Annotated in this window: 9 protein-coding genes; 5 read left to right on the forward strand and 4 right to left on the reverse strand. The window is 39.5% G+C overall.

The window, feature by feature from the left end:
- Window positions 1–6 precede the first annotated feature (6 nt).
- Together JEU79_RS03065 and JEU79_RS03070 are read left to right on the forward strand one after the other, a co-directional pair.
- Window positions 7–2,007 carry a DNA topoisomerase III gene (locus tag JEU79_RS03065; protein ID WP_198262915.1) on the forward strand — a complete coding sequence of 667 codons (2,001 nt, stop codon included), beginning with the start codon at window positions 7–9 and terminating at the stop codon, window positions 2,005–2,007.
- Between the two features lie 213 nt (window positions 2,008–2,220).
- Window positions 2,221–3,462: a cation:proton antiporter gene (locus JEU79_RS03070; protein WP_198262916.1), complete on the forward strand. Its 1,242-nt coding sequence runs from the start codon at window positions 2,221–2,223 to the stop codon at window positions 3,460–3,462.
- A 98-nt stretch (window positions 3,463–3,560) separates the two neighbouring features.
- Here the strand turns inward: JEU79_RS03070 and pyk are convergent, their stop codons facing one another.
- From pyk to JEU79_RS03090, 4 genes are all read right to left on the reverse strand, one after another.
- Complete coding sequence (gene pyk, locus JEU79_RS03075) at window positions 3,561–5,027, reverse strand: pyruvate kinase (RefSeq protein ID WP_214660480.1); 1,467 nt, start codon at window positions 5,025–5,027, stop codon at window positions 3,561–3,563.
- Between the two features lie 197 nt (window positions 5,028–5,224).
- A complete protein-coding gene (locus JEU79_RS03080; protein ID WP_198262918.1) occupies window positions 5,225–7,660 on the reverse strand; it encodes an EAL domain-containing protein in 2,436 nt (811 codons plus the stop codon).
- Window positions 7,653–8,600: an IS1595 family transposase gene (locus JEU79_RS03085; RefSeq protein ID WP_198262526.1), complete on the reverse strand. Its 948-nt coding sequence runs from the start codon at window positions 8,598–8,600 to the stop codon at window positions 7,653–7,655. Before JEU79_RS03085 ends, JEU79_RS03080 begins: the two co-directional genes overlap by 8 nt.
- A 53-nt stretch (window positions 8,601–8,653) precedes the next feature.
- Entirely contained in the window at window positions 8,654–8,920 is a 267-nt protein-coding gene (locus tag JEU79_RS03090) for a hypothetical protein (RefSeq protein WP_198262919.1), read from the reverse strand.
- 192 nt (window positions 8,921–9,112) lie between these two features.
- Here JEU79_RS03090 and JEU79_RS03095 point away from each other — a divergent pair, with 192 nt between their 5' ends.
- From JEU79_RS03095 to JEU79_RS03105, 3 genes are read left to right on the forward strand one after another with little or no spacing between them, the layout of a single operon-like run.
- Window positions 9,113–9,826 carry a TOL_0243 family YfiR-like periplasmic protein gene (locus JEU79_RS03095; RefSeq protein WP_198262920.1) on the forward strand — a complete coding sequence of 238 codons (714 nt, stop codon included), beginning with the start codon at window positions 9,113–9,115 and terminating at the stop codon, window positions 9,824–9,826.
- On the forward strand, window positions 9,823–12,066 hold the full coding sequence (locus tag JEU79_RS03100) for an ATP-binding protein (protein ID WP_198262921.1): 2,244 nt from the start codon (window positions 9,823–9,825) through the stop codon (window positions 12,064–12,066). Before JEU79_RS03095 ends, JEU79_RS03100 begins: the two co-directional genes overlap by 4 nt.
- Complete coding sequence (locus JEU79_RS03105) at window positions 12,056–13,378, forward strand: diguanylate cyclase domain-containing protein (protein WP_198262922.1); 1,323 nt, start codon at window positions 12,056–12,058, stop codon at window positions 13,376–13,378. Before JEU79_RS03100 ends, JEU79_RS03105 begins: the two co-directional genes overlap by 11 nt.
- Window position 13,379: the final 1 nt, after the last annotated feature.

Below are 13,379 nucleotides of genomic sequence, written 5' to 3' on the forward strand. Positions count from 1 at the left end.
TTCACTTTGGCCGTTAAACATAATAACACTTTCGAGCTTTATCTCTGCGAAAAACCCTCTCAGGGGCGTGATATAGCCAAGGCATTAGGCGCAAATCAGAGAAATGACGGCTATTTACAGGGCAATGGCTTATTAGTCACTTGGTGTATTGGCCATTTGTTGGAAATGATACCCCCTGATGGCTATGATAGCCGCTATAAACGCTGGTCAATCAATGATCTCCCCATTCTGCCCCAGCAATGGCAATTAGCGGCTAAAAAATCCACCCGGAAGCAGTTAAACGTCATTAAAAAGCTCTTAAAACAATGTCATAGCGTGGTTATCGCAACCGATGCGGATAGAGAGGGTGAAACCATTGCCCGTGAAGTATTGGATTTTCATCATTTTCAAGGCAGTACACGGCGCCTCTGGTTGTCCGCATTGGATCCCATCAGTATTCAACGCGCTTTAAAAACTATTCGCAATAGCGAAGAGACCTTACCACTCTATCATTCTGGACTTGCCCGAGGCCGTGCTGACTGGCTCATTGGCATGAATCTTACCCGTGCTTATACCCTTTTGGGCAATGATCGCCAAGTGCGCTCAGTCGGTCGGGTGCAAACACCGACCTTAGCCTTAATTGTGCAACGTGATCGCGCCATTGCCCACTTTAAGCCCGAAGCTTATTATGAAGTGCTGGCCTTTTTTGAAACTCAGCCCGGCAATAGGCAAAGTTTGTTAGAGACAAAATGGCAAATACCCAGAACCAATAAAGCCCAGGATAAACAACATTGTTTTGATCAACAACAGGCTCAGGCTGTGGTCGATCGTTGCCAGCAACAATTTGGTCAGGTGATGACTGCCAGCACCCAAAGAAAAAAACAGCCTGCCCCTTTGTTATACAACTTATCAGCCTTGCAACAGGAAGCCTCACGACGTTGGGGCTATGGTGCTCAGGAAGTCCTCAATATTGCCCAGGCCTTGTATGAAACATACAAGCTCACCTCTTATCCCAGAAGTGATAGTGAATACCTGCCTATGAGCCAATTCAACGATGTCGGGGTGATTTTATCGGCCCTGGGTCACAATGATCCCAGCCTGCTTGACTTGCTCAAGCAGGCTAATCAAAAACAACGTTCACGGGTCTGGAATGATAAAAAAATCACCGCTCACCATGCGATTATTCCCACTCAGAACAACAAGGGCTATCAGCGTTTAAATGCTAAAGAACGCAATGTTTATGATTTGATTCGACGGCGCTATATTGCCCAGTTTTTTCCGGACTATGAATATGATCAGAGTATTATTATGGTGGCCATTGCTGAGGACAAATTTAAGGCCAGTGGCCGAATCCCCCGTGTTCAAGGTTGGAAATTGGTACTCACACAAACAACCAATCGGACTAATAATGATGAAAAAGAACTCCCTGCCGTTGAAAAAGGTCAGGCCTTATTATGTGATCACCTCAACATAGAAAATAAATTAACCAAGCCACCCAAGCATTTTACTGAGGGCACTTTAATCAAAGCGATGGAGACTATTGGTTCTGAAGTCACGGATAAAGTGATGAAAAAAATTCTCCGTGAAACTGCTGGGCTAGGTACACAGGCAACTCGAGCTAATATTATTCAAACCTTATTTCAGCGCAAGTTTATTCGTAGCGAAAAGAAATTACTCAAGGCCACTGAATTAGGTTTTTCTTTGTGTGATGCTGTCCCTGAAACCATTAAAGACCCGCTACTTACCGCACAATGGGAGCAACAATTGGATGACATTGCCCATAATAAGGGTCAAACTATCGATGGATTTTTACAGCAGCAAAAAAATCTATTAAATAGTATCATTCAACAAATAAAACAGCCTGTCCCTGCTAAAAAAACAAGTAATAGTCACTATAAAGCAGGCGATGCTTGCCCTGAGTGTCAACAGCCATTAGAAATTCGTCAGGCGGTTAAGGGAAAAAAGATAGGTCAGGATTATATTGGCTGTAGTCACTTCCCAGAGTGCCGTTTTTATTCATGGTTATAAAATATGAGGCAGGTCAAACTTATTGTTACACTTCGGCGGTAGGATGTGGTGAGTGCAACGAACCGCATCAAAGGTTTCTAGCTTTAAGGCCATTGATGCGGTTCGTTCCTCACCACATCCTACCAGTGTAAAGATAAATTAATTTATTTGAGCTGCCCCTAAAATTTAAACACTTAAAATCACATAGTAATTAATCAATAAGGATTATTATCAATGACATTGGAAAACATTCTGGCGCTGTTAATCACCCTCACGGCATTATTCAGTTACCTCAATGCCCGTTGGTTAAAATTACCCAATACCATTGGTATCATGCTCAGCGCGTTGGCATTTTCCCTAGCCTTGATCGCATTGGCCAAACTAGGCTTTGTCGATATAGGCCATTACGCAAAATTGCTTATCTCGCAAATTGATTTTAATGAAACCCTGATGCATGGCATGTTAAGTTTTTTGTTATTTGCCGGTGCCTTACATGTCAATTTGGATGATTTAGCCAAACAAAAATATGTGATAGGCATTATGGCCACCCTGGGAGTCGTTATCTCCACGTTTTTAATTGGCACTCTCACCTGGTTTATTTTTGACTGGATGCAATTACCGGTCAGTTATCTCTATTGTCTGGTTTTTGGTGCATTAATTTCACCGACTGACCCCATTGCAGTGCTGGGCATTCTTAAAACTGCTGGCGCAAGCAAGAGTCTAGAAACCAAGATCACGGGGGAGTCCTTATTTAATGATGGCGTTGGTGTGGTGGTTTTTATTGTCTTATTAGGCCTTGCCACGGGCACAGAAGAGGTCAGTAGTTCATCCATTGCCTTATTATTTGTTGCAGAAACCGTTGGCGGCATTCTCTATGGCCTGCTCATTGGCTATATTGCCTATACAATGATTAAATCCTTGGATAATTATACCGTTGAGATCCTAATCACTCTGGCGCTGGTCATGGGCGGCTATGCCTTTGCTAGTCTCATTCACGTTTCCGGCCCCATTGCCATTGTAGTGGCTGGATTATTAATGGGCAATCATGGTCGTCGTTTGGCCATGTCAGATAAAACCCGTGAGCATATTGATACTTTTTGGGAGTTATTAGATGAAATCTTAAATGCGATTTTATTTGTCTTGATTGGCCTGGAAGTCTTGATTCTTAGTTTTGAGCAGAGTTATTTATTTGCGGCATTAATTTTAATTCCCTTTGTCTTATTATCACGCTTTATTGCGGTCGGCTTACCCGTGAAGCTATTGCATAATTTTCGGGAATTTTCTCCTCATGCCATTAAGATTATGACCTGGGGTGGTTTACGTGGGGGAATTTCGGTTGCTTTGGCATTATCACTACCAACAGGTTTTGAACGGGAGGTGATTCTAAGTATTACTTATGTAATTGTTATTTTTTCTATTGTTGTGCAGGGACTTACGATTGGACGACTGATTAGGCGTTCGAAAGGTAATTTTTAGGGGTTAAATCAGAAGGAGTCCAAGCACCGCCTGCCTCCTTCTTACCCACATCACATTTCTCACTGGGAGTGGAAAAGAAAAATCAAGAGTCAAAGCCTCTATGGTACAGTCAACACTCGTACCATATTCGTACCACCGGCTTCCTGACCTGGCCCCGCAGTTACCACAATAATATCCTGAGAGCGAATATAACCCAGACGTTTGCCTTCTTCTAAAGCAAATTCCAGTTTTTCATCATTGCTCGCCCCTTCTTTATAGAGGATGGAATGCACACCCCAGTTCATTGAGGAGCGAAGTACCACTGATTCTGAACCCGTTACTGCTAGAATCAGTGACTCTGGACGGTATTTAGAAATCTGCCGTGAGGTAAAGCCGGATTCGGTTAAACTAATGATGGCTGAGGCTTTGAGATGATTGGCCATAGTGATAGCGGCCTGACTCACCGCCTCTGTCACTATATTGCTACTATGTGGCTTAATTTTCTGTAAATAACCAAATTCTTTCAGTGAGGCTTCGGCGCGTATCGCCAGCGAGGCCATCATTCTAACTGACTCGACAGGGTATTTGCCCATCGCTGTTTCACCCGAGAGCATAATCGCCGAACTACCATCCAAGATAGCATTGGCGACATCACTGGCTTCAGCCCGTGTCGGCTTTGGATTGGTTTCCATAGAGGCCAACATTTCTGTGGCGGTGATCACTGGCTTGCCACTGGTGACTGTGGACTGAATAATGCGTTTTTGCATTGCAGGGACATCAGCCAAGGGTAGTTCAACACCTAAATCGCCACGAGCCACCATCGTACCATCAGCAACGGCAACAATGGCCTTGAGGTTTTCGATACCGGCTCGATTCTCAATCTTGGCGATAATGGGGATATCAACGCCCTTATCTCGCAAAATCGCCCGCATTTTTATGACATCTTCAGCATCTTGCACAAAAGAAGCGGCCACATATTCGACATTGTTTTCTGCCGCAAAGCTCAGTTCCCGGTAAATTTCTTCTTGGTTTTCGGGACTCACCGCACTCATTTCGAGCTGTGTATCAGGCAGGTTGACGCTTTTATTTTCGCGTAATAAGCCGCCATGAATGACCCGACAATGTACTTCACCACCATGGGTTTGAATTATTTCTTCAACTTCTAATTCAATCGCACCATCATTAAGAAAAATCAGTGTACCGACACTGACTTCATTGTGCAGATTGCTATAGTTGACTGAAACACCCTGTGCCGAGCCTTCTCTAGTATAGGAATACAGTATAAAGGTTTCTCCAGCAAGCAATTCAGCTCTCGCATCAGCTAATTTACCCGTGCGAATTTCAATGCCCTTGGTATCAGCCATAATAGCAATAGGACAGCCCATCTCTTTGGCAACCTGACGGATTAGATCGAGACGATTTTGTTGCACTTCATCAACGCCAAAGGACATATTTAAACGCGCGACATTCATGCCAGCTTCTATCATTTGTTTGATAATTTCTGGTGAATCGCTGGCGGGGCCAATAGTGGCAATAATTTTTGTCTTACGTGGAACGGCTTTGTTTGTCATAGTTGTTTGTTTCATCTATATAGGAGGAGAAAAATCTGCATATCAATAATATACCAAGCATTTTACCTCATTTTGCCTGTTTTATATTCATGTATACAAAAAAACCCCGACTAAATAGCTTAATCGGGGTTTAAATCTAAATAAATCCGTTGCAGTGCAGCAAAGATCATCAGAGTGCGACGGATATAAGGCTTTACAGATTATTTTACATATCACCAAAGCATACGTTGTCTCAGTATTGCGGTCATTTTTTCCACCTCAAGTGGCCTATGGAAGACATAGCCCTGCATTTTTTCACAGTGCTCAGCCAATAAAAAAGCCTGCTGCTCTGCGGTTTCAACACCCTCAGCAATAACCTCTAAGCTCAAACTTTTCGCCAGAGAGATAATCAGCCTGACAATGGCTTCATCTTCCTCATCACCGGGCAAATCCCGCACAAAAGACTGATCGATTTTAAGTTCATCTAAGGGCAAGCGTTTAAGGTAAGACAAGGATGAATAACCGGTACCAAAATCATCAATCGAGATAGAAAATTTAAGTGCCTTAAGTTCCTTAAGTGTCTTAATCGCCAGCTCCGGATCGGTCATAATATAACTTTCTGTCACTTCAAAACGAATGTCTTGCGGTTGATACTGATAGGACTCCAAAGTAGCGACTATTTTTTGAATAAAATCAGCGTCCTGAATCTGTTTTACAGACAAATTAATTGAAATATGTGCATAGCTATAACCGGCTGCTCGCCATTGAAGATGTTGTTTAATCACCCTGTCAATCACCTGCCAGCCAATCTCTATAATCATGCCGGTTTCTTCGGCAATAGGAATGAATTCAGCGGGAGAAATTAAGCCCTTTGTCGGATGATGCCAACGCAGTAAGGCTTCCATGCCAACAATTTCTTTGCTTTGAGCATTGAATTGCGGTTGATAATAAACCTCAAACTCATTATTTTTAATAGCACTACGGAGATTTTTTTCCAAGGCGATACGGGCGATAGCCTGATCGGTCATTTGCTGCGTATAAAATTGATAATTATTACGTCCCTGTTCTTTGGCATGATACATTGCCGAATCAGAGTTTCTTAGTAAAATATCAGTTTCCTTGCCATCATCGGGATAAAGACTGATGCCGATACTGGCTGTCACATAAAGTTCATTTTCACCATACATGATTTTTTGGGCTAATACTTCAACCAGATCTTGTGCAATTTTCATCACCGAGGATAGGTGATGAATATTGGCTAAGATCAAGGTAAATTCATCGCCACCCAAGCGAGCAACCGTATCAACATTACGAATGGCATCCTTTAATCGTTGCGCCACTTCAATCAATACCTTATCACCTACATTGTGCCCTAAGGTATCATTAATTTCTTTGAAGCGATCTAGATCAATAAAAAGAATAGCAATTTTAGTTTGCTCTCTTTTCGCCAATTTAATTGCCTGATCCACCCGGTCAACAAACAACACACGATTGGGTAAGCCTGTTAGCGCATCATTTTCCGCCTGATAGGAAAGCAGTTCTTTTTGTTCCTTAAGTTGTTCATGAACCAAAATATGATCGGTAATATCATGCCCCAGCTCAATGATTGCCTCTACTTCACCCGCCTCATTAAAGAGTGGGCTCGCAGTAATTTCTATAAATAAAGTTTTTCCTTCATCCGATAGGTAATTATGTACTACTTTACTTTGCTTGCCAGTACTAAACACATCATTATGAGGACACTTATTAGCTTTTGAACGACAATTTTTTTCATGATGACGAGCAGTGTCATAGCACTTAATTTTTTCATCGTCTAATAAGGTGTAACCAGAATTATTTTGAGCCACTTTGTTCATCAATGTCACATTGTATTGCTTATCAATGACTGTGACCGCATTGGATACGCCGTCTAAAATACTTTGTAAAAAAGCCCCTTGTTCGATTAGTTCTCTATTTTTTAGAGAGACTTTTTCTTCCAAATGGACGTTAATTTCTTTAATTTTTTTTGTTAAATGCTGATTCGATAAATAGCGTAATACAACAATCAATAAGACAATTAAAAAAACAAAAATAGTGAGTAATTGATTGCGAGCATTATAAATATCATCGACATAAACCTTGTCCAAGGGCATAAACAAAATAAAATGCCCCATGGGTTTATGGTTTATATCAGGTATGTCAAAATAAGTAATTAACAGGTTGTTTGCGACATCAATAATATAATTATTCTCTGGTTGAATGTATGTTTCAACTTGATTTGTCTTTATGATGTTTAAATATTTTTCTTTAACATTACTATTGGTTACATAATAGTTTTGGATAAAAGTCCCTGTCGATGCCTTTGTTAATTGTGGCTTATAATGTTTATCCACTAAAAAAACCGCATCAATACCTTCTTTTTCTAACTTATCCGCAATTGAATTAAACTTGGCAATCACCTCAAAAATACCAATAAAGCCTTCTTCATCGTAGATAGGCACCATTGCTTTAAAGGTCAAATCAAATTTGCCCGTGCTGATCGATGTTAATATTTCTGGAGATTTCAAGACCGAAGCAATATCCAGTCTGTTGTTGGCAATTTTATCGCCCCTTTTATCTGTCCAACTACGATAAAAACTATCACCGTCTTTGGTAATAATTTGAAACCATAAATTTTCTTGATTACCCATAAAGCTCCGCCATTTTTAGGAGCTTTCCATTCATAGGTGGCGTTTTCATCGCCACGCATAAAAACCTTGGCATCATGTCTTTTAAGTTAAAGCGTCTATTAAACCGATAACAAAATTCAGCAAGATACCGAGGTAAATGTTTTGAGTTAATGGAATGATAGCTTCCCTTCATAGAGTTTTTAATATTACCTATCATAGTGTTAACCCAGATAAACTCAATTTTATCAACACTTGCCGCACCACCACCCGTGACGATTGGAACATGCTTACAGTCAGCTTCTTTAACCGCAGGAAAACAATTTAACCCATCTGAGTAAACAGTACTTCCAGGTGTTAAATGAGTTTGTGCCCATCGTTTTATTTCACTGGATTTAAACCCTTTAAGCACATTTAAATTCATTGCAATCGGGTGTCCATCTTCATTAGTAGAAACGGCTGCAACGAACGGTGTTTTATTTTCTGAACCACGACCTCTGGAGCCGCCTCTGTGCTCACCACCCCAGTAGGCATCATCAATTTGAATGATGCCTGATAAAGGTTTACTGTCATCACGTTCTTTCATAACCTGCATGATCTTTTGTTTCATACTCCAGGCTGTATTGTAGCTTACCTTAAGCTGTCTCTTTAATTCTAATGCTGAAACCGCTGTCTTCAATTGAGTCATAAGATGAATCGCTAAAAACCACTTAGATAAAGGCAGTTTGGTACTATCAAATATTGTCCCACAGGTTGCTGATGTCTGATGATGACAATGGTGGCACTGATAAAGATGGCGATGTTCTAGAGTGCAATAAGTCTTATTGCCACACTCTGGGCAAACAAATCCATCAGGAAATTTCCATTTAAATAAGGCTTGTCGGCACTGTTTGTCAGTGCCATAATCATTAAAAAGCTCAAATAAACTATAACCTTCTTGAAACTGAATTTTATTTTTTGACATCATTCTACTCCACACATAATCTATACTTTAATTATAGTATAATTATAGTATAATTATAGTATAATTATAGTATCAAGTAAATTTTTTAATGAGGTGTGCACTGAAAAGCGTTTTGTGAAGTGCGTAAAGTCGAGCATATTAGGATCGTGCCAATTCAATGATTCACGAATTTTTAAATCCCTGCTCATTGACAAAGCGATTAATAAAATCGCCTCTTTTTTTTCATCGATCAATAATTCTGTCTGCTCATAAATCTCATGGGAGGTTGAAGCATAGCGCTTTTGCAGTGAGGTATCAATACGGCTATAATAAAAAGCCATAGAAAAAATACTGATACATAGCAAAGCAATCAGTAATAACTGCCGGACATTGAGGCTTGATTTTAGTTTTATTGAATTAGTCAAATATTATTCACTTTTACAGCGGCATAAAAGCCTTATATATTAATGATTTATAACAAATCTATCCTTGATTGTTAAATAAAAAATCCACATCGTGATTTAATCATAAAATTGGGTTGTATTTCCTCCCTTATTCCATATACTTTAGTAATCATATACGCTTTTAGCAACTATTATGTGCAAGTAAATGCAAACTCATTCACAGTGTTGTTTTATTGCCTTCAGGATCAGTATTTGTTGATTTTTTTACGTCAATTTTTTATCCATTCTTTACTGACCATTAGCATGGTGAGTATCATCCTGATCCCTTTAAAATTACCGGCCGACAACACCAAGACGCACAATTCTCAAGCCCAGGAATATTTATTAAAAGCCGCTTTTTTATATAACTTCGCCCGCCTGATTGATTGGCCTGAAAACACCTTCAAGCACAACTCAGACCCTTTTCGCTTATGTTTAATAGGCAATGATCCATTTGGAGCAGCACTAGAATCTCTTCACAATAAAAAAGTGCGTGGACATCCACTGACCATACAACGCCATCTACGTCTCAATAACATCGATCAGTGCCAAATGCTTTTTATCAGTCGACAAGAAGAAGAACAAATTCCCACTATTTTAAAGACAATTAATCATGCCCCCACTCTCACCATCAGTGAAGTGCCTTTGTTTGCAGAAAAAAGTGGTCACATTCGTTTTTTCTTAAATAATAATAAACTCAGCCTCGAGGTGAATCTTAATGCGATAAATCAGTCTGGGCTCAAAATCAGTTCCCGCATATTATCACTGGCAAAAATTGTCTCTTCTGAGGAGACAACACAATGATACGCCTCACAAAGTTTTTAAAAAACCTCTCCATTAAAAATAAACTGATTATTACTATTATGGGTATTAGTAGTTTCATGCTTCTCTCAGCATTGAGTATTTTTATCACCAGTGAATTAATCACCTTGAAAAAAAATATGCATGATGATCTCTCTACACTTGCGGATTTAGTAGGCAAAAACACTTATGCAGCGATCATGTTCTACGATCAAAAAGCAGCCAATGAAAACTTAATGGCGCTTAACGCTAAGTCACATATTGTGAGCGCACATTTATTCACTGAAGAGGGTGAAATTTTTGCACAATACCATCGCAATCATCTTATAAACAATACTGAAAACATCTCCAAACATAAAATTCCGACAGCCATTATCAAGCTCTTAAAAAACAAGGCTGAGGGTGACTACATCACTAATAACCATATTTACATACTTAAAAAAGTTATCTTCAATGTCGATAAGACTCTGCTCGGATTTATCCATATTGAATCTGACCGGGATGTTTATTGGGGTCAAATCAAACAATATATTTATACCACGCTGATGATATTAGTAATTGCCTTATTCGCCACCTTAGTGTTCGCCTATCAGGCACAAAAAATATTTACCGCCCCCTTGTTACAACTGCTTAAATCTATGCAGCATGTCACTCTAGCGCATAAATATACAGCCACGATAAAAAATAATTACGATGATGAATTCGGCGAATTGATCGACGGTTATAATAGTATGCTCGCCCAACTAGAACAGCACAATCAGCTCAATACACATTATCAAATCAATCTCGAAAATCGGGTTGAAGAACGTACTCTGCAATTACGCAAAGCACGCGACGAAGCACTTTCTGCCAGCCGTTTGAAGAGTATTTTTCTGGCCAATATGTCACACGAAATCAGAACGCCGATGAATGCTATTTTAGGCTATACACAATTATTACAACAAAGTAACTTAGATGATGAGCAATTACGAAAACTGACCATTATCGATAAAAGTGGTAATCATTTATTATTATTAATCAATGATATTCTGGAATTATCCAAAATTGAAGCCGGTTCTCTGGAATTGACTAATAGTGACTTTGATCTACATGACTTAATTCTCAATGTAGAGAACATGTTTCAAATACGCTGTGATCAAAAAAACATTCATTGGCGGATGGAGTTTTTTTCACAGGAACCCATTCTAGTGAATGGTGATCAAGGCAAGCTGAGACAAATACTGATCAACCTTTTAAGCAATGCCTGTAAATTTACCGAGCAGGGTGAAGTACTGCTCAAGGTTAATGTGATTGCAGACAATCATTATCAATTCCTGGTCAAAGACACTGGCTCTGGCATTGAAGAAAAAGCTCTGGCACGTGTTTTTGATGCTTTTCATCAGGAAAAGCTTGGCTTACAAAAAGGCGGAACAGGTCTGGGATTAAATATCAGTCAACGCTATGTTGAATTAATGGGTGGTCAATTGCGTGTTGAATCCAGTCTGGGAGAAGGCGCTTGCTTCTACTTTGACATCAAACTAATACCTGCCAGTGAGCATTTTGTTCAACATGAAAACGAAGCAATCACACATTATATGATGCCTTCTAATAAATGCTTTAAAGCATTAATTGTGGAAGACAATAAAGAAAACACTGAATTACTTTTTAATATCTTATCACAATTGGGTTTCGACATAGCCTGTGCAGAAAATGGTCAACAGGGGCTCAACGCCATTGAAAACGACTTTCCGGATATTATTTTTATGGATATTCGTATGCCGGTGATGGATGGCATTGAAGCTATAGAAATTATTCGTCAGCAATATAGCTCTGCACAACTCAAATGTGTCGCAGTGACAGCATCGACCTTACAACATTCTTCTGAACATTTTTTACAGGCTGGATTTGATTTATTTATTTCTAAACCCTTTCGCTTTGATGAAATATGTTATGCCGTTAAGCACATGCTAGGTGTTGACTTGCAAATAAAATCTAACAGCACCAACAACACAGACAAGCAAGCATCCAACGAAGCATTAGATGCTTCTATTCCCGCTCAATTACAACTGGATCCCATACTAATCAAAGCATTAGTACAAGCAACTGAATACAGTCAACTTTCTGAATTAAAAAATCTATTAAAGCAATTGCAACAATACGGTGACGATGGTAAACACGTTGCCAAATATCTAAACAGACTCATCAATAGTGCTGATTTAGATGGTATTTTTCAATATGTCGAGGCTTTAGCTAATGAGCAATAAGATCCTTATCGTTGATGATACGGCAGAAAACATCACTTTATTAACAGAAATTCTACAATTAAAAGCGTACCAGATTTCTGCCGCTAAAGAGGGTGAGCGTGCCATTAAAATTGCCTGTCACATCCAACCTGATCTTATTTTGCTGGACATCATGATGCCTGGTATTGATGGCTTTGAAACCTGTAGACGCTTAAAAAATAATCCTTTGACTAAAGATATTCCGGTTATTTTCATTTCAGCTAAAACCGATGTTGATGATTTAGTGATGGGTTTTTCTGTGGGTGGCAAAGATTACATCAACAAACCTTTTCATGAGCAGGAAATTTACGCTCGTGTGGCCAATCAACTGCAAATACAAGCACTGAACAATCAACTTGCCTGTTCAGAAAAAGACCTGCGTAAATTACTTGAGGAACATCAGCAACAGTCAAAACAATTACAGCAAATTGTGGCACTGGTTATTGATGGCATCTTGGAGCTTGATTGCTATGGCAATATACAAACTGCCAACCCTGCCATTGCAAAATTGTTTGGTGTCAACGCTCAAGCCATTCATTCTTTAAACATTACCCAATTTTTTGCAGAACCATTTAAAACGCAGTACAACATTCTGTTTGAACATCATGCCAATCGCCCAGAACAAGTATTTACTCAGCAAACCAGTATAGAAATTATTGCCCGACAAACATCAGGACGTGAATTTCCAATTGAATTTTCATTAATGAAAATTCCCGCCAATGAGAATCGCTATCTTGCTGTCATCCATGATATTACCGCACATAAAAACAAAGAAGAAAAACTACGCCATCTTTCCTATATTGACTCTCTAACGAATCTATCTAATCGCAGACGTTTTGATGAGGAATATGAAAAAGCCTGGTTGCAAGGACAACGTAACAAAAGTCGGATTGCATTTATTATGATCGATATTGATTTTTTTAAACAATTTAATGACACCTATGGTCATCAGGAAGGAGATGTCTGCCTGCAAAAAATTGCTCAGGCACTAAAAAATGAAATTAAACGTCCCGGCGATATTGTCGCCCGAATTGGCGGAGAAGAGTTTGCTGTCATTTTGCCCGAAACATCAAGAGAAGGCGTTACTCAGGTCGCTGACCAACTAAGAAGTATCATTCAAGCGTTAAAGATACCTCATAAAACGTCCAAGCATCATATTGTCACCGTCAGTCTGGGCGTCGCCATTACCACTATTGGTGAAGAATGTTATTCTTCCAGTATGCTTTATCAAATGGCTGATAAAGCACTTTATCAAGCGAAACAAAATGGTAGAAATCAGTACTCATTTTTCTAGC

The organism is sulfur-oxidizing endosymbiont of Gigantopelta aegis, from assembly GCF_016097415.1.
GTDB lineage: Bacteria > Pseudomonadota > Gammaproteobacteria > GRL18 > GRL18 > GRL18.